This is a genomic window from Streptomyces sp. cg40, assembly GCF_050320165.1.
Lineage (GTDB): Bacteria > Actinomycetota > Actinomycetes > Streptomycetales > Streptomycetaceae > Streptomyces > Streptomyces hokutonensis.
Genome location: NZ_CP190128.1, coordinates 4414684 through 4437669 on the forward strand (window position 1 = coordinate 4414684; position 22986 = coordinate 4437669).

Genomic DNA, 22986 nt, shown 5'->3' on the forward strand with positions numbered 1-22986 from the left:
TCAGCCGCCGTCAGTCGCCTTCCGTCGGCACGATGTCCGGCGCCCCCAGCCGCGCCGCGTCCGCCGTCAGGTCGTCGGGCTGGCGCTGCGACTCGCGCTCGGCCTCCACCCGCTTCTCGTAGTGCTCGACCTCGCGCTCGATCTGGTCCTTGTCCCAGCCGAGCACCGGCGCCATCAGCTCGGCGGCCTCGCGGGCGCTGCGGGTGCCCCGGTCGAAGGTCTCGATGGAGATGCGGGTGCGGCGGGTCAGCACGTCGTCCAGGTGCCGTGCGCCCTCGTGCGAGGCGGCGTAGACGACCTCGGCGCGCAGATAGTCGTCGGCGGCCTGGAGGGGTTCGCCCAGCGTCGGGTCCTTGGCGATGAGGTCGAGGACCTCCTCCGCCATCGAACCGAAACGGTTCAGCAGGTGCTCCACGCGCACCACGTGGATGCCGGTCTGTGCGGCGATCCGCGCCCGCGCGTTCCACAGCGCGCGGTAGCCCTCCGCGCCGATCAGCGGCACGTCCTCAGTGACGCACTCGGCGACCCGCATGTCGAGGCCATGCACCGCCTCGTCCACGGCGTCCTTGGCCATCACCCGGTACGTCGTGTACTTGCCGCCCGCCACGACGACGAGCCCGGGCACCGGATGCGCCACGGTGTGCTCGCGCGACAGCTTGCTGGTGGCATCGGACTCACCGGCCAGCAGGGGCCGCAGCCCCGCGTACACGCCCTGGACGTCGTCCCTGGTCAGCGGTACCGCGAGCACCGAGTTCACATGCTCCAGCAGGTAGTCGATGTCGGCGCTGGAGGCGGCAGGGTGGGCCTTGTCGAGGTCCCAGTCGGTGTCGGTGGTACCGACGATCCAGTGCCGGCCCCAGGGGATGACGAACAGCACGGACTTCTCGGTGCGCAGGATCAGTCCGCTGCTGGAGTTGATGCGGTCCTTGGGGACGACCAGGTGAATACCCTTGGAGGCGCGGACGTGGAACTGCCCGCGCTCGCCGACCATGGCCTGGGTGTCGTCGGTCCACACACCCGTGGCGTTCACGATCTGCTTGGCGCGGATCTCGTACTCGCCGCCCGCCTCGACGTCCTCCACCTTGGCGCCGACCACCCGCTCGCCCTCGCGCAGGAAACCGGTCACGCGCGCGCGGTTGGCGACCTTCGCGCCGTACGACGACGCCGTGCGCACCAGGGTGGCCACATAGCGGGCGTCGTCCATCTGAGCGTCGTAGTACTGAAGGGCCCCCACCAGGGCGTCCTTCTTCAGCGCCGGTGCCACGCGCAGGGCGTGACGGCGGCTCAGGTGGCGGTGGGTGGGCAGGCCGCGTCCGTGGCCGCGGGCCATCGACATGCCGTCGTAGAGCGCGACGCCGGAACCGGCGTACAGGCGCTCCCAGCCCTTGTGCTGGAGCGGGTACAGGAACGCCACCGGCTTCACCAGGTGCGGGGCGAGCCGCTCCAGGAGCAGTCCGCGTTCCTTCAGGGCCTCGCGGACGAGGGCGAAGTCGAGCATCTCCAGGTAGCGCAGGCCGCCGTGGATCAGCTTGCTCGACCTGCTCGATGTGCCGGACGCCCAGTCGCGCGCCTCGACCAGTCCCGTGGACAGGCCGCGCGTCACGGCGTCCAGGGCGGTGCCCGCACCGACCACGCCCCCGCCCACCACGAGCACGTCCAGTTCGCGCTCGGCCATTCCCGCCAGTGCCTCGGCCCGCTGCGCCGGACCCAGTGTCGCTGTCCTCACCGCTGCCTCCCGCTATCGGTAGCGCCGGCCGCACCCGTTCGGCGAAGCCCGGTTCGTATCCCTCCTGCCCAAATTCTGACCGGGTTGCCCGACTTCAGCCACCACTCGCCCCCAGCCTGTGGACAACAATCACAGGACTGCCGAAAAACACAGCCGTCCAATACCGCATAACGGTCATATTTACTCCTAGTCTGACATTGCGCTCGCTCGTTCTGTCCACAGGGCTTGCGCACCTGTCCCGCTTCGGTTACTGGGAAGGACGGCCCACGCCATGCCCGCAGATCTCGCCGTCATCGGACTCGGTCCTCTCGGCCTGCCCCTGGCCCAGGCCGCTGTCGCCGCCGGTATCGCCACGGTCGGCTTCAAGACCGGCCCCGAGGCCGGCTCCCTCAGCCCCGCCGAACTGCGCCGGATGCTCTCGGGGGGCTTCCGGCCGGCCACCAATCCCGCCGAGCTCGGCCGCGTACGCACCGCCGTGATCTGCGCGCCGACACCCCCGGACGCGGACGGCGGCCTCGACCTCGGCCAGGTGGAGACGGCCGCCCGCGCCCTCGCGGCCAACCTGCGCCCGCACACCACGGTGATCCTGGAGTCACCGGTGCACCCCGGCACCACCGAGGACTTCCTGCGCCCCCTCCTCGAAGAGGGCTCCGGCCTCCGCGCGGGCCGCGACTTCCACCTCGCCTACTCCCCCAGCCGCGTCGACCCCGGCAACCGCGACTTCACCCCCGCCAACACCCCCAAGGTGATCGGCGGCCTGACCCCGGCCTGCACGGAGTCCGCCGCCGCCTTCTACGGCCGCCTCACAGACAAGGTCGTACGCGCGCGTGGCCTGCGCGAAGCGGAGACCGTACAGCTCCTGGAGACCAACTTCCGGCACGTCAACATCGCCCTCGTCAACGAAATGGCCGTCCTGTGCCACGACTTGGGCGTCGACCTCTGGGACGTCATCCGCTGCGCGGAGACCAAGCCGTTCGGCTTCCAGGCCTTCCGCCCCGGCCCCGGCGTCGGCGGCCACGCCGTCCCCCAGGACCTGACGGCCCACGGCGGCCGCCCGCTCCGTATGGTCGAACTCGCCCAGCAGGTCAACAACCAGATGCCCCGTTACGTCATCCAGCGCGCCGCCACGCTCCTCAACGAGCACGGCAAGTCCGCGCGCGGAGCACGGGTGTTGCTGCTCGGCGTCACCTACAAGGCCGACCTCGCCGACCAACAGGCCACCCCCGCCCAGGAGATCGCGATCCGCCTGATGGAACTCGGCGCCTCCGTCAGCTACCACGACCCCCACATCCCCTCCTGGAGCGTCCTGGACCGCCCGGTCCCCCGCGCGGACTCCCTCTACGAGGCGGCGGCCGACGCCGACCTGACGATCCTGCTCCAGCAGCACCGGACGTACGACCTCCAAGGCCTGTCCGTGAAGGCACAGTTGCTGCTGGACACGCGGGGGGCCACTCCGACCGGGGCCGCACACCGGCTCTGAGCGCGAAAACGACTGGTCACGGGGTCGCGTCAACCTGCTAATCTCCCCTCACTCGTCGCACAGCTGTCGCATATCCGTGCGCGCGCACCTCCGTTTCACCTTTCTTGTCTTCGTATCCCGTGGGGGGATTTCTGTCATGAGCCAGTCAGCCACGCCACCGCAGCCACAGCCGCAGCCCGAGGGGCAGGACCAGCCGCAGCCGCCCGCGCCGCCGCAGCCGCAGCCGGTCGACGGCAACCCGTACGCCCAGCAGCCCGGCGCCGTACCGCCGCCGCCCCCGGCTCCGTACGCGCCGCCCGCTCCCCCGAAGAACAACATCGCGCTCGGCCTGGTGACCGCCGTCGTCGCCGCGCTGGTCGCCGCCGGCATCTACGGCGTCGTCATCGGCACCACCAAGCACGAGATCGGCTGGGCGGCGGTCGGCGTCGGCTTCGTCATCGGCCTCGCGGCGGGCAAGCTCGGTGGGCGCAACCCCGCGCTTCCCGTGGTCAGCGCCGTCCTGGCCCTGGGCGCGGTCTACCTCGGCCAGCTGGTCGGTGAGGCGATGATCGGCGCGGACGAGCTGGGCGTGAACTTCAGCAAGATCTTCTTCGACCACTTCGACGTCGTCCAGGACGCCTGGAAGGCCGACGCCGACCCGATCACCTTCGTCTTCTTCGCCATCGCCGCGTTCGCCGCGTTCTCGGGGGCCAAGAAGGCCGCGCTCTGACCCCGGCGCGCGGGTAGTGCAGAGGGGCGCTTGGGGCGGGGTGTGCGTCGGGGGCTGGTGGCGTGCGACTCGCGGCGCCGGTACCGTAAGAAACAGGTGGAGCCCACCGCAGTGGGCACTGCGGCAGGCTCCTGAAAAGTGAACGGAGTGTCCACCCCTAGTTGTGCTGGGGGTGGCCGCTCACTTTCCGCCGTGAATCCACAAGATCCACCTCCTCCGTTGCTTCACCATCCGAAGACGGATCCGGTCCCAGCGGGTGGGCTTGCGGTGGCGACCCATGGGCGCCCCCTTCCACGAGGCCGCCCATTAGCCCGGTAGGCGGTTCGTCTGGAATTCGGGCCGGGCCCCGAGAGCCCGGGTCCGGAACGATTTCCGTGGAAGGGGGCACCCCACACAACTGGGGCGCCGATCACGGACGTTACCGCCCCGACACGCCCCACCTGCGAATTTTCGCCCCGAACGCAACCGTGCGCCCCCAAGTCCCAACACGCGCCCCACCAGCCCCACTTGGGCACGCAAAAGGGCCCGGACCACCCAGGCCCGGGCCCTTCAAAGCGTCGTAGAACCGCCTACCGCCTACCGCTTGTGCTGTGAGTCCGCCACCGTCACCTCGACGCGCTGGAACTCCTTGAGCTCGCTGTAGCCGGTGGTCGCCATCGCTCGCCGCAGCGCGCCGAAGATGTTCATCGAGCCGTCCGGGACATGGGACGGACCCGTGAGGATCTCCTCGATCGTGCCGACCGTGCCGAGGTCGACCTTCTTGCCGCGCGGGAGTTCCTCGTTGACCGCTTCCATGCCCCAGTGGTGGCCCTTGCCGGGGCCGTCCGTGGCGCGGGCCAGCGGGGAGCCCATCATGACCGCGTCGGCGCCGCAGGCGATCGCCTTGGGGAGGTCGCCGGACCAGCCGACACCGCCGTCGGCGATGACGTGGACGTACCGGCCGCCGGACTCGTCCATGTAGTCGCGGCGGGCGGCGGCCACGTCCGCGACCGCGGTCGCCATCGGGACCTGGATGCCCAGGACGTTGCGCGTGGTGTGCGCGGCGCCGCCGCCGAAGCCGACGAGGACACCGGCCGCGCCCGTGCGCATCAGGTGCAGGGCCGCCGTGTAGGTGGCGCAGCCGCCGACGATGACCGGGACGTCCAGCTCGTAGATGAACTGCTTCAGGTTCAGCGGCTCGTGCGAGCCCGACACGTGCTCCGCCGAGACCGTCGTACCGCGGATGACGAAGATGTCCACGCCCGCGTCGACGACGGCCTTGGAGAACTGGGCCGTGCGCTGCGGGGAGAGCGCGGCGGCGGTGACCACGCCCGAGTCGCGCACCTCCTTGATGCGCTGGCCGATCAGCTCCTCCTTGATGGGAGCCGCGTAGATCTCCTGGAGGCGGCGGGTCGCGGCGTCCGCGTCCAGCTCGGTGATCTCGTCGAGCAGGGACTGCGGGTCCTCGTAGCGCGTCCAGAGGCCTTCGAGGTTCAGTACGCCGAGGCCGCCGAGCTCGCCGATGCGGATCGCGGTGGCCGGGGAGACGACGGAGTCCATGGGGGCGGCCAGGAACGGCAGTTCGAAGCGGTAGGCGTCGATCTGCCAGGCGATCGAGACCTCCTTCGGGTCCCGCGTACGGCGGCTGGGGACGACGGCGATGTCGTCGAAGGCGTACGCCCGGCGGCCGCGCTTGCCGCGCCCGATCTCGATCTCAGTCACGTGTGTGGCCTTTCCTTCTGCGTCTCAGCGTCTTCCAGTATCGCCGACGGGCACGACAAGGGCGGCCCCGGTGTGTCCGGAGCCGCCCTCGGGAAGCCTGCCGACTACTTGCTGCGGCTGTAGTTCGGTGCCTCGACCGTCATCTGGATGTCGTGCGGGTGGCTCTCCTTGAGGCCCGCCGAGGTGATCCGGACGAAGCGGCCCTTGGTCTCCATCTCCGCGATGCTTGCCGCGCCCACATAGCCCATGGTCTGGCGCAGCCCGCCGACGAGCTGGTGCAGCACGTTGGCCAGCGGGCCGCGGTAGGGCACCTGGCCCTCGATGCCCTCGGGGACGAGCTTGTCGTCGGAGGCGACCTCGGCCTGGAAGTAGCGGTCCTTGGAGTACGACCGGCCCTGGCCGCGGGACTGCATCGCGCCGAGCGAGCCCATGCCGCGGTACGACTTGAACTGCTTGCCGTTGATGAACTGGAGCTCGCCCGGGGACTCCTCGCAGCCCGCGAGGAGGCTGCCGAGCATCACCGTGTCGGCGCCTGCGGCGAGCGCCTTGCCGATGTCGCCGGAGTACTGGAGGCCGCCGTCGCCGATCAGTGGGACGCCGGCCGCGCGGGCGGCGAGGGAGGCCTCGTAGATCGCGGTGACCTGCGGGACGCCGATGCCGGCGACCACGCGGGTGGTGCAGATGGAGCCGGGGCCGACACCGACCTTGATGCCGTCGACACCCGCGTCGACCAGGGCCTGGGCGCCGTCACGAGTGGCTACGTTGCCGCCGATCACGTCGACGCCGACGCTCGACTTGATCTTCGACATCCAGCTGAGCGCGTTGCTGTTGTGGCCGTGCGAGGTGTCGACGACCAGGAAGTCCACGCCCGCCTCGGCGAGGGCCTGGGCGCGGTCCAGCGCCTCGGGGCTGGCGCCGACGGCGGCGCCGACGATGAGGCGGCCCTCGGCGTCCTTGGCGGCGTGCGGGTACTGCTCGGCCTTGACGAAGTCCTTGACCGTGATGAGGCCCTTGAGGACACCCGCCTCGTCCACGAGGGGAAGCTTCTCGATCTTGTGGCGGCGCAGGAGCTGCATGGCGTCGGCGCCGGTGATGCCGACCTGGCCGGTGACCAGGGGCATCGGGGTCATGACCTCGCGCACCTGGCGGGAGCGGTCGGTCTCGAAGGCCATGTCGCGGTTGGTGACGATGCCGAGCAGCTTCTTGTTGCCGTCGGTCACCGGGACGCCGCTGATGCGGAACTTGGCGCACAGGGCGTCGGCCTCGGCGAGCGTGGCGTCCGGGTGCACGGTGATCGGGTCGGTGACCATGCCGGACTCGGAACGCTTCACGAGGTCGACCTGGTTGACCTGGTCCTCGACGGACAGGTTGCGGTGCAGGACGCCGACGCCGCCCTGGCGGGCCATCGCGATGGCCATGCGGGACTCGGTCACCTTGTCCATCGCCGCGGAGAGCAGCGGGATGTTGACCCGGACGTTGCGCGAGATGCGGGACGAGGTGTCGACCGCGTTCGGGAGCACCTCGGATGCGCCCGGCAGCAGCAGCACGTCGTCGTAGGTCAGCCCCAGGGTCGCGAATTTGGCGGGCACTCCGTCGACGTTGGCAGTCATGACACCTTCCCCAATGGCCTTGATCGGTGCGGATGTCCATGCTAACGGGAAGCACGGTCCCCGAATTCCACGATTCCACGGCTACGGCTCGCTCCGGGCTTCGTATGTTCGTACGGATGCCGTCGGCCGACTGTTCAAGAAAGGCGCCGCCCGCCCAGGCGTTACTGCTCGGCCAGGGCCCGCAGCCGGCTCAGCGCGCGGTGCTGTGCGACCCGGACGGCGCCGGGTGACATTCCCAACATCTGGCCGGTCTCCTCGGCCGTGAGACCTACGGCGATGCGCAGCAGGAGCAGTTCGCGCTGGTTCTCCGGGAGGTTGGCCATGAGTTTCTTGGCCCATTCGGCGTCGCTGCTGAGCAGGGCGCGCTCCTCGGGGCCGAGGGAGTCGTCCGGCCGCTCGGGCATCTCGTCGGACGGCACCGCCGTGGAACCCGGGTGGCGCATCGCGGCACGCTGGAGGTCGGCGACCTTGTGGGCGGCGATGGCGAAGACGAAGGCCTCGAAGGGGCGGCCTGTGTCCTTGTAGCGCGGGAGTGCGAGGAGGACCGCCACGCAGACCTCTTGGGCGAGGTCCTCCACGAAGTGCCGTGCGTCGCCCGGGAGTCGGGACAGCCGGGTGCGGCAGTAGCGCAGGGCCAGTGGGTGTACGTGGGCGAGCAGATCGTGCGTCGCCTGCTCGTCTCCGTCGACCGCGCGAAGGACGAGCCCACCAATCGCCCCTTGGGCTTTGGCCCCCTCGTCGTCACGCATCGGTCCATGGTGCCTTGCGGCCGTGTGGTCCGTGGCACCGCGTCCGTTGTTGTGCACCGAAGCGTTATGAGCAGGTGCGCCGGAACTCATCTCCTGCGCCCTCCCCTCCCGCTCGACCGACTCGTCCCCGAGGAACTCCACACCTCAAGGATGCGGCATCCGCGGCGAAACGAGCAGCGGGCACCCGGCGGGCCCCGTCACCCTCCCCGCCCGCCCACAGGCGGGCGGGGATTCCCGTACCCCCGCTACGACCCACTGACCTGGCCCTAACGGACCAGACCCCAGCGGAAACCGAGCGCCACGGCGTGCGCCCGGTCCGAGGCGCCGAGTTTCTTGAAGAGCCGCCGGGCGTGGGTCTTGACGGTGTCCTCGGAGAGGAAGAGCTCACGGCCGATCTCCGCGTTCGAGCGGCCGTGGCTCATGCCTTCGAGGACCTGGATCTCGCGCGCGGTGAGCGTCGGCGCGGCGCCCATCTCGGCGGACCGCAGCCGGCGCGGGGCCAGTCGCCAGGTCGGGTCGGCGAGGGCCTGGGTGACCGTGGCCCGCAGTTCGGCGCGGGAGGCGTCCTTGTGCAGATAGCCGCGGGCGCCGGCCGCGACCGCGAGGGCCACGCCGTCCAGGTCTTCGGCGACGGTGAGCATGATGATGCGGGCGCCCGGGTCGGCGGAGAGCAGCCGCCGCACGGTCTCGACACCGCCGAGTCCGGGCATGCGCACGTCCATCAGAATGAGGTCCGAGCGGTCTGCGCCCCAGCGGCGGAGGACTTCCTCCCCGTTGGCCGCGGTCGTCACGCGCTCGACACCGGGTACGGTCGCGACCGCCCGGCGGAGCGCCTCTCGGGCAAGCGGGGAGTCGTCACAGACGAGGACGGATGTCATGGCCGCCCTCCGCAGCTGATGCGCGTCACCTTGAGCCTCCAGGCTGGTACGAAATCGTCACCTGTGCGGTCGACCGTCTCGGACGCCTGCCCGAGCACTTGTGTTTGCAACCGCCTCGCACTCTCAACGACGGTCACTCGAAAGAGTTACGGGGCCGTGTGTCGTCTTCGGCACTCTACGTGAGGGTGCGGACACGGTGGAGGCGTGCGCGGCCGACCCTCAAGCTTTCATCACAACCGGTGCCCCATTCAGCCCTATTTCTTCCCTTTTACTGGTGTCTGAGGCTAGATTCGCAATGAGTCATATTTTCATCTCCTTAGATCGTAGTTGTACGGTCGTGGACACCGTATCCGCCCATAACGGCTACAAGGGGTCACGCAATGGCAGATTTCTCCCGCCTTCCCGGACCGAACGCGGACCTGTGGGACTGGCAGCTCCTGGCTGCCTGCCGAGGGGTCGACAGCTCGCTCTTCTTTCATCCCGAGGGCGAGCGCGGTGCGGCACGAAGCGCTCGTGAGAACTCGGCCAAAGAGGTCTGCATGAGGTGCCCGGTCCGCGCACAGTGCGCGGCGCACGCGCTGGCGGTGCGCGAGCCGTACGGCGTCTGGGGCGGCCTGACCGAGGACGAGCGCGAAGAACTGATGGGGCGGGCCCGTAACCGGCTGGTGTCGGCGTCGACCGCCGGGGACATGGCCTCGAACAACTGAAGGAACGTTTCTCCAACAGGGCCTTCGGCAAGGTCTCCAACAAGCTCTCCGACAGGGGCACGCGTGCGCGTGCCCCCTACTTTTCGCGCGCCGCCCGCGCCAGCTGGTCCAGCGTCGCCGCCACCGCGGGCACCTGCGCCAGGTCGGGCAGGGTCAGCGCGACGATCTCCCGCCGTACCGCCGGTTCCAGGGTCACCGTCCGCGCGCCCCGGGGCCGTACGGACTCGATGGCGAGCTGGGGCAGTACGGCGACGCCCAGGCCCGCGCTCACCAGGCCGACGACCGCCGGATAGTCGTCGGTCGCGAAGTCGATGCGCGGGGTGAAGCCGGCGCTCTCGCAGGCCTCGACCAGCTGGCCTCGGCAGCGCGGGCAGCCGGCGATCCAGGGTTCGGCGGCGAGTTCGCCGATGGCGACGGACTCCGCGCGCGCGAGCCGGTGCCTCTCCGGGACCAGGGCCACCAGGCGGTCGCGGAGCAGGGGTCGTACCACCAGGTCGGACCAGTCCTCGGCGCCCGCTGCGGTCTCGTAGCGGAAGGCGAGGGCGATGTCGCAGTCGCCCTCGCGGAGGAGGTCGACGGAGTTCGGCGGCTCGGCCTCCTCCAGGAAGACGCGGGTGCCGGGGTGGGCGGCGCGCAGGGCGGCGAGGGCGGTGGGCACGAGGGCCGAGCTGCCGCTCGGGAAGGAGACCAGCCGGACCCGGCCGGCGCGCAGGCCCGCGATCGCGGCGACCTCCTCCTCGGCGGCGGTCAGGCCGGCGAGGATGCCGGCCGCGTGCCGGACCAGGGCCTCGCCCGCCTGGGTGAGGCGCATCTCGCGGCCGGTACGGATGAGGAGCGGGGTGCCGACGGAGGTCTCCAGGGCCTTCATCTGCTGGCTGACGGCGGGCTGGGTGCAGCCCAGCGCCCGCCCGGCCGCCGAGAAGGAACCGGTGGCGGCGACGGCGCGCAGCACACGGAGATGTCGGGCCTCGATCACGCCCCGAGCATAAGCCGACCTTGGGGGCGCAGGTGAATAATGCGGCACACCTTTGGGGTGCTCTCGCCTACCGTGATGCCATGAAGCTTCTCTCGCTGAATCTGGGCCGGGCCACGGCCGTGCCGTACACGGACCAGCCGGACGGCGTGACGGGGATCGACAAGCGGCCGACCGACGGGCCCGTCCGGGTGAGCGCGCCCGGGCCGAAGGGGATCGCCGGGAGCGGAATCGCCGGGGACGAGGTGTGTCACCTGCGCCACCACGGCGGTGACGACCAGGCGGTGTACGCCGTCGCGCGCGAGGATCTCGACGACTGGGAGCGGGAGTTGGGGCGCCCGCTGGGCAACGGCTCGTTCGGGGAGAACCTGACGACCCTGGGGGTCGACGTGTCCGGCGCGCGGATCGGGGAGCGGTGGCGGATCGGGGCCGAGGTCGTCCTGGAGGTCACCTCCGGGCGGATTCCGTGCCGTACGTTCCAGGACCATCTGGGCGAGCGGGGGTGGGTGAAGCGGTTCACCCGGAAGGGCGCCCCGGGGGCCTATCTGCGGGTGATCGAGCCCGGTGAGATCCGGGCGGGGGACGCGGTCGAGGTCGTGCACCGGCCGGGCCACGAGGTGACGGTAGCCCTGCAGTTCCGGGCCGTGACGACCGAGCGGGAGCTGCTGCCGCGGCTGCTTCCGGCGGGCGAGGCGCTGCATCCGGAGGCCCTGGCACAGGCCCGGAAGTATGTCGCGGAGCACGCGGGCTGACCTGCCGTCACGGCCCGTTCGACACCTTGTTCGACACGTGTTCGTCACGGATCGGGAGGGCCTGTGCAGAGAGCTGGCCCGGTCGCTCCGGATCACTAATCTTGCGCCATGACAACGGCATTGATTACGGGATCGACCGCGGGCATCGGTGCCGCGTTCGCGCGGCGGCTCGCGGCGGACGGACACAACCTCGTGCTGGTGGCGCGGAACACCGAGCGGCTCGGCGAGCAGGCGACCGAACTGCACGACCGGCACGGCATCGAGGCTGAGGTGCTGACCGCCGACCTCGCCACGGACGAGGGCATCGAGAATGTGGCCGCCCGGCTCGCGGACCGCAAGAACCCGGTCGACCTGCTGGTCAACAACGCGGGCTTCGGCAACAAGGGCCGCTACCTCGACGTACCAATGGCCGACGAGCTGAGGATGCTCAAGGTGCACTGCGAGGCGGTGCTCCGGCTGACCGGCGCGGCGACCGAGGGGATGCGGGAGCGCGGGCGCGGCGGAGTCGTCAACGTGGCGTCGGTGGCGGCCTTCGTGCCGCGCGGGACGTACGGCGCGTCGAAGGCGTGGGTGGTGCAGTTCACGCAGGGGGCCGCGAAGGACCTGGCCGGGACCGGCGTACGGCTGATGGCGCTGGCGCCCGGTTTTGTGCGGACCGAGTTCCACGAGCGGGCCGGGATGGGCACGGACAACATCCCGAACTGGATGTGGCTGGACGCGGACAAGCTGGTCGCGGCGGCGCTCGCGGATCTGGCGCGCGGCAAGTCGCTGTCGATCCCCGACCCGCGCTACAAGGCGCTGATGGGCCTGGTGAAGGTCACTCCGCAGTCGGTACTCGGCGGGATCACGTCGAAGACCGGGCGGAAGTACGGGCCGCAGTGACGGCAGTCGCCCCACTGACAGTGACGGCAGCACGAAGGCCCGGCTCCCCCAGAGGGGTGCCGGGCCTTCGGTGTCCTACGGGTTCACCGACTCGCGTCAGTGGGAGTGGCCGTGGCCGTGACCGGCGGCGGCCGGCTCCTCCTCTTCCTTCTTCTCGACGACCAGGGTCTCGGTCGTCAGGAGCAGGGAGGCGATGGAGGCGGCGTTCTCCAGGGCGGAGCGGGTGACCTTGACCGGGTCGATGACGCCGGCCTTGACCAGGTCGCCGTACTCGCCGGTCGCGGCGTTGAAGCCCTGGCCGGGCTCCAGGTCGGCGACCTTGGAGGTGATGACGTAGCCCTCCAGGCCGGCGTTCTCGGCGATCCAGCGCAGCGGCTCGACGACCGCGCGGCGCACGACCGCGACACCGGTGGCCTCGTCGCCCGTCTTGTCGAGGTTGCCCTCGAGGACCTTGGCGGCGTGGACCAGAGCGGAGCCACCACCGGAGACGATGCCCTCCTCGACCGCGGCGCGGGTCGCGGAGATGGCGTCCTCCAGACGGTGCTTCTTCTCCTTGAGCTCCACCTCGGTGGCGGCGCCGACCTTGATCACGCACACGCCTCCGGCCAGCTTCGCGAGGCGCTCCTGGAGCTTCTCGCGGTCCCAGTCGGAGTCCGTGTTCTCGATCTCGGCCTTGATCTGGTTGACGCGGCCCGCGACCTCGGAGGCGTCACCGGCACCGTCGACGACGGTCGTGTCGTCCTTGGTGACCGTCACGCGACGGGCGGAGCCGAGCACGTCCAGGCCGACCTGGTCGAGCTTGAGGCCGACCTCCTCGGCGATGACCTGACCGCCGGTGAGGGTGGCGAGGTCGCCGAGCATCGCCTTGCGGCGGTCGCCGAAGCCGGGGGCCTTGACCGCGACCGCGTTGAACGTGCCGCGGATCTTGTTCACGACCAGGGTCGACAGGGCCTCGCCCTCGACGTCCTCGGCGATGATCAGCAGCGGCTTGGAGGCGTTGGCCTGGATGACCTTCTCCAGCAGCGGCAGCAGGTCCTGGATGGAGCTGATCTTGCCCTGGTGGATGAGGATGTACGGGTCCTCCAGGACCGCTTCCATCCGCTCCTGGTCCGTCACGAAGTACGGCGACAGGTAGCCCTTGTCGAAGGCCATGCCCTCGGTGAAGTCCAGCTCCAGACCGAAGGTGTTGGACTCCTCGACGGTGATGACACCGTCCTTGCCGACCTTGTCCATCGCCTCGGCGATGAGCTCGCCGACCTGGCTGTCCTGCGCGGACAGACCGGCGACGGCCGCGATGTCGGCCTTGTCGTCGATGGGCCGCGCGGTGGCGAGCAGCTCGTCGGAGACGGCCTTGACGGCGGCGTCGATGCCCTTCTTCAGGGCGGCCGGGGAGGCACCCGCGGCGACGTTGCGCAGGCCCTCGCGGACGAGCGCCTGGGCGAGCACGGTGGCGGTGGTGGTGCCGTCACCCGCGATGTCGTTGGTCTTGGTCGCCACCTCCTTCACCAGCTGGGCACCGAGGTTCTCGTACGGGTCGTCGAGCTCGACCTCGCGGGCGATGGTGACACCGTCGTTGGTGATGGTGGGGGCGCCGAACTTCTTGTCGATGACGACGTTGCGGCCCTTGGGGCCGATCGTCACCTTGACCGTGTCGGCAAGCTTGTTGACGCCGCGCTCGAGGGCGCGACGGGCGTCCTCGTCGAACTTCAGGATCTTCGCCATGGGAGCGGTTCAGCCCTCTCGGAAAACGTGGGTGAAACGAACTACGCCCCCGACGCCCGGCTTCATAAGGTCGCGGGGGCCAGGGGCGCAGCTCACATACAGAAGGTGAAGCGAATTACTTCTCGATGATCGCGAGCACGTCGCGGGCCGAGAGGACGAGGTACTCCTCGCCGCTGTACTTCACTTCGGTGCCGCCGTACTTGCTGTACAGCACGATGTCGCCGGTCTTGACGTCGAGCGGCAGGCGCTCGCCGTTCTCGAAGCGGCCCGGGCCCACGGCCAGGACGACGCCCTCCTGGGGCTTCTCCTTGGCGGTGTCCGGGATGACCAGGCCAGAGGCGGTGGTCTGCTCGGCGTCGAGCGGCTGGACCACAATGCGGTCCTCGAGCGGCTTGATGGCAACCTTGGAGCTGGTGGTCGTCACGATCCGACCTCCCCCTTCGGAGATCTCACGGGGTTAACTGTCTGAGGTGGCGACCAGGTGGATCCGTCGTCGCGGGTGCCGGACCTGCCCGTCGCTATTGGCACTCTCCAGGGGGGAGTGCCAGACCTGAGACTATGACTGCGATTAGCACTCGGTCAAGCGGAGTGCCAATGCCTGCGGCGCTTGGTCGGAATTTTGGTGACCGTCGGCTGTGGTTGCCGTCCCTGGGGGCTGCGCCCCCAGACCCCCGCTTCGGCCTGGACGGCCTCGTCCTCAAACGCCGGACGGGCTGATTTTGTGACCGGCATTTGAGAGGGGTTAGTCCGCCGTACAGCCCCAGTAGCCGATCTCCGCCGGATCGCCGTCGCGGTAGAGGATCGTGCACCGGCCCGTTCCACGGCCCGGGAAGGAGGCGGCCCCGCTGCGGAGCGCGGCGGTCCACTGCTCGCGGGTGGGTCTGCCCTCCGGCGCCCAGTCGCGCACCTCGTCGTCGGTCAGTGGGCGCATCATGGCGAAGTCGTCCCCGGACGCGGCGTCGACGAGATCGTAGAAGTCGAGCACGGAGGACGTGCCGCCCGTCAGGATGTACTCCCTCCAGCCGTCGTCCTCCCACAGATCGACGATGTCCCGCCCCGGGAACCCGTGGTCGTCCTCGGCCAGTTTCTGTTCCCGCGCCTGCCGGAACGCCGACTCGAGATCCTTCTGGTACGGACCGGTGGAGGTCCACTCGTTGCCACCCATCGCAGCCCCTTTCCGTGCACCGCAGGCTAGAGGTAGTCCTCCAGGCGGCCGACCGTCAGGCCCCGTTCCTGAATTCCCCGGAGCAGTCGGGCCGTTGTGTCGGTCGGGGTGATGCGGACGATGTCGCCGGGGGTGAGGCGGTGGGCGCCCCGGGCGTAGGTGAGGGTTCCGGTCGTGGTGGAGGCGCGCCAGAGGACCAGGGCGGAGATGCCGCAGTCGGCGGCGGCCCGGCGGGTCGTCGTGTCGTACGTGCCGTCGGGGGGCCGGAGCAGGCGAGGCCGGGGACGGGCCAAGTGGCCGCAGATCTCGGTGCGTTGGGTGGCGTAGGGCAGGCCGGTGAAGCGGGCGGGCCCCGGCGGCGTGCGGAACTCCGTTACCGGGAGGCGCAGTTCGCGGACCAGGTCGGTGAACCTCGGGTCCCGGCGGGCGGTCGCCCCGTGGTCGTAGGTCAGGAAGACGACCTTGTCGCGGGTGCGGACGTGGTCCACGACGGGTGGGAGGCCGGGGCCCGCCGATCGGGCGGGGGGTCCGGAGGACGGTTTCGGGGCGGGGGCCAGGGGAGCCGTCAAACCCCAGTGGCGGTACGGCTGTTCGCGGGACGGGCCGTGCGGGTGGACGCGCTGGGCGGCCTTCTTGCCGAGCCGTTCGATGGGGTCGACGGACTGGGCGCAGCCGGTGAGGAGGGTGGCCGCCAGGGCGACGGCCACCGGTGTCCGCAGGGTCGCGACCCTCACAGGTAGTCCTCCAGGCGGGCCACCGCGTAGCCCTCGGCCGTGACCTTGCCGAGGAAGCGGCGCATGTCGTCGACCATCGTGCCGTTCCAGTCCGCACGGCCCCGGAAGTGGGTCAGGACGATGTCGCCGGGGTGCAGCTGCCGGTCGTCCTCGCGGTACTCCCAGTGGTCGACGTACACCTCCTCGTCCCAGATCGGGGCGTACTTGATGCCGCAGGACTTTGCGGCGACGAGGGTGTCGTGGTTGTAGTTCCCGTACGGCGGCCGGAAGACCGTCGGGGCCTGGCCGAACTGCTTCTTCATGATGTCCTGCATGCCGCAGATCTCGCGCTTCTGCTCGGCGTAGGACAGGCCCGGCAGATACGGGTGCGTGAGGGTGTGGTTGTTGAGCGTGTGGCCCTCGGCCTGCATCTTCTTGAAGTAGCCGTAGTCGTCCTTGACCAGGTAGTTGCTGAGGAAGGCCGTGTACGGGATCTTCAGGTCGCTCATCATCCGCAGGAACGCGGGGTCCTTGTTCTCGCCGTCGTCGATGGTGAGGAAGACGATCTTCTGCTTGGTGGGGACGGTGGTGAAGACCGGCGGGAGGTTCAGCTCCTCCTGGTCGTCCACCTCGAAGCCCTTGCGCGCGGTGATCTCCGGCTTGTGCGCGGGCGCCGGCGGGGCCTGGAGGGGCACCTTCGCCAGCCCCCAGCGCTTCGCGGCGGCGACGCGGGCGGCGTAGGCGGCGCGCAGCCTGGAGGCGTAGGAGTCGAGCGCGCGGGCCGGGGGCGCGTGCAGCGGCTGCGCGCCGTGCGCCGGAGGGGCGGGCTTGTCGGCGCCGCCGGGCTGGGTGCAGCCGGAGACGGCGGCGGCGAGCGCGAGGGCGGCGAGCGCGCCGCGGACGCCCGCCCTCCGACGCCGAGTTCCCCGGGTTCCGTACGACCGATTGATGTCATTTTGTACGACTACTCGCATGACGTCGGATCTTTTCAGGCCCCGGCCCCGATCCCGTGGCGACACCGCCGACACACCGCCGCCGGAGGCGCACGGTCCACCGACTGGCCCACAATGTCCCGGTGAACGACCCCCATGCCGCGGTGCACGACCCCGTACGCGCCTTCGCCGCCCTGCTCACTCCCGAGGGCCGTGCCCTCCTCGACGAGGTCCGTGGCACCGACCCGGCCAAGGAACTCGCCGTCGCGACCCGGCTGCGCCGCGAATACCCCGCCGACCTGGTCTCGGCGGCCCTCGGTCAGGCCCGGCTGCGGCAGCGGGCGGAGGCGGCGAAGTTCACGCCCGAGGACGCCTCCCGCATGTTCTTCACCCCGAACGGCTTCGAACAGTCCACTCGGGCCACCGTCGCCCGCTACCGCGCGGGGCGGCTGCGCGAACTGGGCGTGACCTCCGTCGCCGACCTCTGCTGCGGCATCGGCGGCGACGCGATCGCGCTGGCACGGGCGGGCATACGCGTGCTGGCCGTCGACCGCGATCCCCTGACGGTCGCGGTGGCCCGCGCCAACGCGGAGGCACTGGGCCTGGCCGACCTGATCGAGGTCCGCGAGGCGGACGTCACCGACGTGGACACGTCCGCGTACGACGCCGTGTTCGTGGACCCGGCCCGTCGCGGCGGCCGGGGCCGCATCTTCGACCCCGAGGCGTACTCGCCCCCACTGTCCTGGGCCATCGGTGCCGCTACGGCGGCCCCGCTCGCCGCGCTGAAGATCGCGCCCGGGGTGCCGCACGAGGCGATCCCGGAGACGGCCGAGGCGGAGTGGATCTCGGACGGCGGCGACGTGAAGGAGGCGGTGCTGTGGTTCGGGACGGGGGTGCGTCCGGGTGCCGTACGGGCAACTCTCCTCCCCGGCCCACGAGTTCTGCACGGCCGCGGACTGCCCGACCCCGAAGTCCGTTCCGTGGGAAGGTACTTGTACGAGCCCGACGGCGCCGTCATCCGCGCCCACCTCGTCGCCGAGGTGGCGGAGGAGGTCGGTGGCGGCCTCATCGACGAGACCATCGCGTACGTCACAGCGGATGCCCTACGACCGACCCCGTACGCCTCCGCCTACGAGATCACCGACCAACTCCCCTTCGGCGTCAAGAAGTTGAAGGCGCTGCTCCGGGAGCGGGAGGTGGGCGTACTCACCGTGAAGAAGCGGGGCTCGGCCGTCGAACCGGACGAACTGCGCCGGAAGGTGAAGCCTCAGGGGCCCAACTCGGCGACGGTGTTCCTGACTCGGGTGACGGGGGCGCCGGCGATGCTGATCGGGCGGCCGGTCTAGGGCGCGCACCAGGCGGCGTTCGCCTCGCTCTTTGGGCACCGTCAGCCCGCCTCTTCGGCCCTGCGCAGCAGGAGTTGGCGTTCGCGTTCGTTGCGTGTCAGTGCGGCCGCTCGCGCGAACTCGGCCTTCGCCTCCGTCGTACGGCCCAGGCGCAGCAGCAGGTCGCCGCGGACGCTGGGCAGCAAGTGGTAGTCGCGGAGGGCGGGTTCGGTGGCGAGGGTGTCGATGATCTCCAGGGCGGGGGCCGGGCCGTCCGACATCGAGACGGCGACCGCGCGGTTCAACTCGACCACGGGGGACGGGGATCGGGTGGCGAGGAGGCCGTAGAGGGTGGCGATCGTCGGCCAGTCGGTCTCGTCGTAGGTGTACGCGTGGGCGTGGCAGGCGGCGATGGCGGCCTGGAGGGCGTAGGGGCCGGGGGCGCCGGTGGACACGGTGTCGGCGCGGCCGAGGGCGGTGATGCCGCGGGCGATGAGCAGGCGGTTCCAGCGGCGGCGGTTCTGGTCCCTGAGGAGGACGGGGTCGCCGTTCGGGGCGGTGCGGGCGGCCGAGCGGGAGGCCTGGAACTCCAACAGGGAGGCCAGGGCGTGCACTTCGGGTTCCTTCGGCATCAGGCCGGCGAGGAGACGGGCCAGCCGCAGCGCGTCCTCGCAGAGGCCGGGGCGGAGCCAGTCGTCGCCCGCCGTCGCCGCGTAGCCCTCGTTGAAGATGAGGTAGATGACGTCGAGGACGGAGCCGAGGCGGGCCTCGCGGTCGGGGCCGTAGGGGACCTCGAAGGCCACGTTCTTCGTCGCCAGGGTGCGTTTGGCGCGGACGATGCGCTGGGCGATCGTCGGTTCGGGGGCGAGGAAGGCGCGGGCGATCTCGGGGGTCGTCAGCCCGCCGAGGAGGCGGAGGGTGAGGGCGGTGCGGGCCTCCGGGGACAGGACCGGGTGGCAGGTGGTGAAGACCAGGCGGAGGAGGTCGTCGTCGATGTCGTCGGGGGCGGAGGGTTCCTCCGGTGGGGCCGTGGTCTCCAGGGTGCGGCCGATCTCCTGGAGCTTGCGGGCGTAGTTCTCCCGGCGCCGGACGAGGTCTACGGCGCGGTGTCTGGCGGTGGCCATGAGCCAGGCGCCCGGGTTGTCGGGCACACCGTCCCGGGGCCACTGCTCAAGGGCGGCGACCAGGGCGTCCTGCGCCAGTTCCTCCGCGATGCCGACGTCGCGGACCGTGCGGGCGACGGCGGCGATGATGCGCGGGGACTCGATGCGGAAGACGGTCTCGATGGCGGTGTGCGGGTCGGCGGCGTTGCCGTGTCGGTCCGTGGGGTGGCCGTGCGGGGCCGCGGTGGGCTGTGATTCCGGAGTCACAACCCACCATGCAACACCCCCGGCGGCCTCGGGCCAAGGAAGACCGGAACCGGCCACGGCGGTACGCGGGCCGCTCAGCCCTCCGCGATCTCCCGCACCTCGCACGTCACGGTCCAGAACTCCTCGTGCACCTTCAGGAACCGCTTCGTCCACTCCAGCGCCTCGGCCATGTCCTTGCACTGCATGATCGCGTAGCCGCCGACGACCTCCTTGGACTCGGTGAACGGGCCGTCGGTGACGGAGATCTTCCCGCCCTCCCAGTGGACCCGGGCGCCCTGCGCGGTCGGGGTGAGACCGGCGGTGTCGAGCATCACCCCGGCCTTGGTGATCTCCTCGATCAACTCGCCCATCCGCTGCATCAGTTCGGCACTCGGGCCCTCGGCGGGGGCGGTCTTCTCGTCGATCTGCACGAGGGAGAGATAGCGGGGCATGGTGACTCCTCGGGACTGTTGTGGTGACCGGGTCCTTCCCGGCCTCTCAACCATGCGTCGAACGAGGAGCGGCCGGATCGACACACTCGCCGGAATTCCCCGAAGATTTTTCTCGTACGACCGCGTGACCCGCCGGACCGGTCCTAGGCGTCGAGGTAGCGGTAGTCCCCGGCCGGGCGGCCGATCACCAGATCGCCGTTGTGGACCCTCCACTCGCTCATGCCGTCGACGTCGTGGCTGACCAGGAACAGACCCCGGGGCCTCTCGTCGTACTCGTCGTCCGGGTCGGAGGCCGGGATCCGGGCGATGCGGCGCAGCCGCTCCTCGAACCAGTCGAGGGCCACCGCGCGGATGTCGCCCCCGTAGAAGGCCCAGCTGAGGTAGTTGTACTGCCGGGCGGGGAAGGCCCAGCCCCCGCTGTAGGTGCGCTCCGGATCGTCCGCCGCCACGATCTCCTTGATCCGGGCCAGCTGTCCGTCGTCGCACTCAAGCCAGCCCCTGACCGAGACCATGGTTCCCACGGCGGTTGCTCCTCATCCGGCGGCGCGCGGCTCCTGCGTGCACGGTAGGGGCGCCCCGCCCGGTACCGCAAAGGGATAGGCAGGGTCTGTGCGGTCGTGGCCGCCGGTCACTTCAGCGACTCCCACAAGTCGCTCGCCGCCGGCTCCTTCGCGATCACCCGGTTCGGGTCGGACGGGGCCGTGACGACCGGCATGGTGATCGTCTTGACCGCGTCGGCCGACAGGCCCTTCAGGCTCTGGCCCAGGCTGATCAGTTCGCTGAGGGAGTCGAGGCCGGTGTCGGTGGTGAGGCTGTCGGTGATCGCGTCGGTGACCTCGTAGAGCTTGGTGGGGTCGGTGAGGAGGTTGTGGGAGGAGATCTGGGTCAACAGGGCCTTCACCAGCATCTGTTGGAGGCCTATTCGGCCGAGGTCGCTGCCGTCGCCTATGCCGTGCCGGGTGCGGGCGAGGGCGAGGGCCTGCTTGCCGGTGAGGTGGTGGGTGCCCTTCTTCAGGTGCAGGTGGCTGTCGTCGTCGTCGATGTCCTCGGTGGTGGTGACCGTGACGCCGCCCAGCGCGTTGACCAGCTTCGCGAAGCCCGCGAAGTCGATCTCTATGTAGTGGTCCATGCGGACGTCCGTGATCGACTCGACGGTCTTGACCGCGCAGACCGGACCGCCCACCGAGTACGCGCTGTTGAACATCGCGTTGTACGCGACGGAGGTCGAGCCCCCCGACTTCAGCGGGCAGGACGGGCGGGTGACGAGGGTGTCGCGCGGAATACTGACGATCGTGGCCTTCTTGCGGCCCGCGTCGATGTGCACGACCATCGCCGTGTCGGAGCGGGCGCCGGAGCTGTCGCCGCCGCCGAGCGCCTGGTTCTCCTTGCCGCTGCGCGAGTCCGAGCCGAGGACCAGGATGTTCACCGAGCCGGTCGGCACGGGGGCGGCGGACGCGGAGGCGGACGCCGAGGGTGTGGTCACCGCCTTCGCGGGGCGGTTGGCGCCGAGCGCGCTGTCGATGTCGACGCTCTTGATGTTGTTGTTGAGGTGCCAGTAGGCCCAGCCCGCCGTGGCCGCGCCCAGGACAAGGGCGCCCGCCAGAGTGAGGCCGGCGATCTTCAGCACCCTCGACCGCCGGCCCACTCGTCTGTCCCCGTCGGCGTTCTCGTTGTCCGTCACGGGGAGGAACGTAAGTCCGAATTATTAGGAGAAAGTTAGGGGAAGGGTCGCGGGACGGTTTTCTGCGGAAAATCTCACGGTTCTCAGTCCCGCTTCACGCCCCCGCCTCCCTCACCCCAGGGTCACCACCGGTACCGGGTTGCTTCCGCTCCAGGACGCGTTGAACCCGAACGTCACCGAGCCACCGTCCGGGACCGTCCCGTTGTAGCTCGCGTTCGTACAGGTCACGGCGGCCCCCGACTGGGTGCACACGGCGTTCCAGGCCTGCGTGATCTGCTGGCCGGCGCCGTACGTCCAGCTCGCGTTCCAGGACGACAGCGCGGTGCCGGTGCAGGCGATCGTCACCTGCCCGGTGAACCCGGTGTTCCACTGACTGGTCACGCTGTACGTGGCCGCGCAACCAGCCGTGGACTGCGTACCGCCGAGCGCCTCCGCGATGCCGTAGTACGCCGGTTTCGGCACGTAGTTCTCGTCGTACGGCGTCGCCGCCCCGTAGCCGGGGAAGGTGCCCGGCACCCAGGAGTCGGAGTCGGTGAAGCCCCAGACGGTGATGTTCACGCAGCGGGTGACGGCGGCGCAGGCGGCGACCACGCTCTTGAAGTCGGCCTTCTGCTGGGCGAGTTCGGCGCTGTCCGCCGGGAGTGCCATGCGTACGTCGAGTTCGGTGATCGCCACGTCCACGCCCAGGTCGGCGAAGCGCTGGATGTTCTGCTGGAGGCCGGCCGGGACCTGGCCGAGGATCAGATGGGCCTGCAACCCCACCCCGTCGATCGGAACGCCCGCCGTTTTGAGGGACTTGACCAGGTCGTAGAGGGCGGTGGACTTCGCGTTGACGCCCTCGACGTTGTAGTCGTTGATGTACAGCTTGGCCGCCGGGTCCGCCGCGTGGGCCCAAGTCAGCGCCTGGGCGATGTAGTTGGCGCCGAGGCCGTTGTACCAGAGCGTCGGGCGGTAGGTGCCGTCCTCGTTGAAGGGCTCGTTGACCACGTCCCAGGCGGCGATCTCGCCCTTGTAGCGGCCGACTTCGGTGCTGATGTGGTTCTGGAGCAGGCTGCTGAGCTGGGCGGACGTCCACGTCCCGTTGGTGAGCCAGCTCGGGTTCTGGCTGTGCCAGACGAGGGTGTGGCCGCGCACCTGCTGGTTGTGGGCCTGTGCGAAGGCGACGATCTGGTCGGCCTCGGTCCAGTTGAAGCTGCCCTGCGTGGGCTCTACGGTCCCCCACTTCATGGCGTTGCCGGGGGTGAGCGAGCCGAACTGCGCGCCCGCGATGTCGCCGTAGCTGCCGGTGAGTTTGGAGCCGGTGACCGCCGTACCGACGACTTTGCCCTTCGCGGCGGCGAGGTCGCGCAGCGGGGTGTCGGCGGCGTGTGCGGCGGGTGCCGCGAAGAGCAGGGCGGCGCCGGTGACCAGGGCCGCCAGGGACAAGCCGGTTCTCAGAGATCTCATGCGGGTACCTCCGAAAGTTTCGGTTGTGCAACCG

Annotated in this window: 22 protein-coding genes; 6 read left to right on the forward strand and 16 right to left on the reverse strand. The window is 70.3% G+C overall.

Going from position 1 to position 22986, the window contains the following annotated elements:
* Window positions 1-10: 10 nt before the first annotated feature.
* Window positions 11-1726, reverse strand: a complete 1716-nt coding sequence (locus ACQHII_RS19395; protein ID WP_427920481.1) for a glycerol-3-phosphate dehydrogenase/oxidase — start codon at window positions 1724-1726, stop codon at window positions 11-13.
* 271 nt (window positions 1727-1997) lie between these two features.
* On the opposite strand from ACQHII_RS19395, the gene ACQHII_RS19400 reads away from it, so the two are divergent.
* Window positions 1998-3206 (forward strand): nucleotide sugar dehydrogenase, encoded by a 1209-nt coding sequence (locus ACQHII_RS19400; RefSeq protein WP_427920482.1) that lies wholly within the window; start codon window positions 1998-2000, stop codon window positions 3204-3206.
* 136 nt (window positions 3207-3342) lie between these two features.
* On the forward strand, window positions 3343-3915 hold the full coding sequence (locus ACQHII_RS19405) for a hypothetical protein (protein ID WP_427920483.1): 573 nt from the start codon (window positions 3343-3345) through the stop codon (window positions 3913-3915).
* A gap of 576 nt (window positions 3916-4491) precedes the next feature.
* Here ACQHII_RS19405 and ACQHII_RS19410 read toward each other — a convergent pair.
* The 4 genes from ACQHII_RS19410 to ACQHII_RS19425 all read right to left on the reverse strand — a co-directional run bounded on the left by ACQHII_RS19410 (window position 4492) and on the right by ACQHII_RS19425 (window position 8853).
* Complete coding sequence (locus ACQHII_RS19410; RefSeq protein WP_200715867.1) at window positions 4492-5616, reverse strand: GuaB3 family IMP dehydrogenase-related protein; 1125 nt, start codon at window positions 5614-5616, stop codon at window positions 4492-4494.
* A 104-nt stretch (window positions 5617-5720) separates the two neighbouring features.
* Entirely contained in the window at window positions 5721-7226 is a 1506-nt protein-coding gene (gene guaB, locus ACQHII_RS19415) for an IMP dehydrogenase (protein ID WP_427920484.1), read from the reverse strand.
* A 161-nt stretch (window positions 7227-7387) separates the two neighbouring features.
* Window positions 7388-7975 (reverse strand): sigma-70 family RNA polymerase sigma factor, encoded by a 588-nt coding sequence (locus ACQHII_RS19420; protein ID WP_427920485.1) that lies wholly within the window; start codon window positions 7973-7975, stop codon window positions 7388-7390.
* A gap of 266 nt (window positions 7976-8241) precedes the next feature.
* Window positions 8242-8853: a response regulator transcription factor gene (locus ACQHII_RS19425; protein WP_003948568.1), complete on the reverse strand. Its 612-nt coding sequence runs from the start codon at window positions 8851-8853 to the stop codon at window positions 8242-8244.
* A gap of 380 nt (window positions 8854-9233) precedes the next feature.
* Here ACQHII_RS19425 and ACQHII_RS19430 point away from each other — a divergent pair, with 380 nt between their 5' ends.
* Complete coding sequence (locus ACQHII_RS19430) at window positions 9234-9560, forward strand: WhiB family transcriptional regulator (protein WP_019066760.1); 327 nt, start codon at window positions 9234-9236, stop codon at window positions 9558-9560.
* Window positions 9561-9636: 76 nt separating this feature from the next.
* On the opposite strand, the gene ACQHII_RS19435 is transcribed toward ACQHII_RS19430, so the two are convergent.
* Entirely contained in the window at window positions 9637-10536 is a 900-nt protein-coding gene (locus ACQHII_RS19435; protein WP_427920486.1) for a LysR family transcriptional regulator, read from the reverse strand.
* A gap of 80 nt (window positions 10537-10616) precedes the next feature.
* On the opposite strand from ACQHII_RS19435, the gene ACQHII_RS19440 reads away from it, so the two are divergent.
* Entirely contained in the window at window positions 10617-11285 is a 669-nt protein-coding gene (locus tag ACQHII_RS19440) for an MOSC domain-containing protein (RefSeq protein ID WP_427920487.1), read from the forward strand.
* 108 nt (window positions 11286-11393) lie between these two features.
* Window positions 11394-12167 (forward strand): SDR family NAD(P)-dependent oxidoreductase, encoded by a 774-nt coding sequence (locus ACQHII_RS19445; protein ID WP_427920488.1) that lies wholly within the window; start codon window positions 11394-11396, stop codon window positions 12165-12167.
* Between the two features lie 96 nt (window positions 12168-12263).
* On the opposite strand, the gene groL is transcribed toward ACQHII_RS19445, so the two are convergent.
* The 5 genes from groL to ACQHII_RS19470 form a co-directional block, all read right to left on the reverse strand.
* Window positions 12264-13889 (reverse strand): chaperonin GroEL, encoded by a 1626-nt coding sequence (groL, locus tag ACQHII_RS19450; protein WP_427920489.1) that lies wholly within the window; start codon window positions 13887-13889, stop codon window positions 12264-12266.
* Between the two features lie 115 nt (window positions 13890-14004).
* Window positions 14005-14313 carry a co-chaperone GroES gene (gene groES, locus ACQHII_RS19455; RefSeq protein ID WP_019066754.1) on the reverse strand — a complete coding sequence of 103 codons (309 nt, stop codon included), beginning with the start codon at window positions 14311-14313 and terminating at the stop codon, window positions 14005-14007.
* A gap of 318 nt (window positions 14314-14631) precedes the next feature.
* Window positions 14632-15054, reverse strand: coding sequence for a hypothetical protein (locus tag ACQHII_RS19460; RefSeq protein WP_427920490.1), 423 nt, complete (start codon window positions 15052-15054; stop codon window positions 14632-14634).
* A 26-nt stretch (window positions 15055-15080) separates the two neighbouring features.
* Window positions 15081-15788 (reverse strand): hypothetical protein, encoded by a 708-nt coding sequence (locus ACQHII_RS19465; protein WP_427920491.1) that lies wholly within the window; start codon window positions 15786-15788, stop codon window positions 15081-15083.
* On the reverse strand, window positions 15785-16741 hold the full coding sequence (locus ACQHII_RS19470) for a polysaccharide deacetylase family protein (protein WP_427920492.1): 957 nt from the start codon (window positions 16739-16741) through the stop codon (window positions 15785-15787). Before ACQHII_RS19470 ends, ACQHII_RS19465 begins: the two co-directional genes overlap by 4 nt.
* A gap of 101 nt (window positions 16742-16842) precedes the next feature.
* Here ACQHII_RS19470 and ACQHII_RS19475 point away from each other — a divergent pair, with 101 nt between their 5' ends.
* Window positions 16843-18045, forward strand: coding sequence for a THUMP-like domain-containing protein (locus ACQHII_RS19475; protein WP_427920493.1), 1203 nt, complete (start codon window positions 16843-16845; stop codon window positions 18043-18045).
* Window positions 18046-18086: 41 nt separating this feature from the next.
* Here ACQHII_RS19475 and ACQHII_RS19480 read toward each other — a convergent pair whose 3' ends face one another.
* From ACQHII_RS19480 to ACQHII_RS19500, 5 genes are all read right to left on the reverse strand, one after another.
* A complete protein-coding gene (locus ACQHII_RS19480; protein WP_427920494.1) occupies window positions 18087-19394 on the reverse strand; it encodes an RNA polymerase sigma factor in 1308 nt (435 codons plus the stop codon).
* 74 nt (window positions 19395-19468) lie between these two features.
* Entirely contained in the window at window positions 19469-19825 is a 357-nt protein-coding gene (locus tag ACQHII_RS19485) for a YciI family protein (RefSeq protein WP_019066747.1), read from the reverse strand.
* 143 nt (window positions 19826-19968) lie between these two features.
* Entirely contained in the window at window positions 19969-20337 is a 369-nt protein-coding gene (locus ACQHII_RS19490; protein WP_427925359.1) for a hypothetical protein, read from the reverse strand.
* Between the two features lie 116 nt (window positions 20338-20453).
* On the reverse strand, window positions 20454-21506 hold the full coding sequence (locus ACQHII_RS19495) for an LCP family protein (protein WP_427920495.1): 1053 nt from the start codon (window positions 21504-21506) through the stop codon (window positions 20454-20456).
* Between the two features lie 111 nt (window positions 21507-21617).
* Window positions 21618-22952: an endo-1,4-beta-xylanase gene (locus tag ACQHII_RS19500; RefSeq protein WP_427920496.1), complete on the reverse strand. Its 1335-nt coding sequence runs from the start codon at window positions 22950-22952 to the stop codon at window positions 21618-21620.
* Between the last annotated feature and the right edge of the window lie 34 nt (window positions 22953-22986).

Bases quoted from the DNA above. Each gene is read 5' to 3' on its own strand.
- ACQHII_RS19400 (WP_427920482.1), top strand. From the start codon at position 1,998: ATGCCCGCAGATCTCGCCGTCATCGGACTCGGTCCTCTCGGCCTGCCC.
- ACQHII_RS19425 (WP_003948568.1), bottom strand. From the start codon at position 8,853: ATGACATCCGTCCTCGTCTGTGACGACTCCCCGCTTGCCCGAGAGGCG.
- ACQHII_RS19460 (WP_427920490.1), bottom strand. From the start codon at position 15,054: ATGGGTGGCAACGAGTGGACCTCCACCGGTCCGTACCAGAAGGATCTC.
- groL (WP_427920489.1), bottom strand. From the start codon at position 13,889: ATGGCGAAGATCCTGAAGTTCGACGAGGACGCCCGTCGCGCCCTCGAG.
- guaB (WP_427920484.1), bottom strand. From the start codon at position 7,226: ATGACTGCCAACGTCGACGGAGTGCCCGCCAAATTCGCGACCCTGGGG.
- ACQHII_RS19440 (WP_427920487.1), top strand. From the start codon at position 10,617: ATGAAGCTTCTCTCGCTGAATCTGGGCCGGGCCACGGCCGTGCCGTAC.
- ACQHII_RS19405 (WP_427920483.1), top strand. From the start codon at position 3,343: ATGAGCCAGTCAGCCACGCCACCGCAGCCACAGCCGCAGCCCGAGGGG.
- ACQHII_RS19420 (WP_427920485.1), bottom strand. From the start codon at position 7,975: ATGCGTGACGACGAGGGGGCCAAAGCCCAAGGGGCGATTGGTGGGCTC.
- ACQHII_RS19445 (WP_427920488.1), top strand. From the start codon at position 11,394: ATGACAACGGCATTGATTACGGGATCGACCGCGGGCATCGGTGCCGCG.
- ACQHII_RS19500 (WP_427920496.1), bottom strand. From the start codon at position 22,952: ATGAGATCTCTGAGAACCGGCTTGTCCCTGGCGGCCCTGGTCACCGGC.
- ACQHII_RS19470 (WP_427920492.1), bottom strand. From the start codon at position 16,741: ATGCGAGTAGTCGTACAAAATGACATCAATCGGTCGTACGGAACCCGG.
- ACQHII_RS19490 (WP_427925359.1), bottom strand. From the start codon at position 20,337: ATGGTCTCGGTCAGGGGCTGGCTTGAGTGCGACGACGGACAGCTGGCC.
- ACQHII_RS19430 (WP_019066760.1), top strand. From the start codon at position 9,234: ATGGCAGATTTCTCCCGCCTTCCCGGACCGAACGCGGACCTGTGGGAC.
- ACQHII_RS19485 (WP_019066747.1), bottom strand. From the start codon at position 19,825: ATGCCCCGCTATCTCTCCCTCGTGCAGATCGACGAGAAGACCGCCCCC.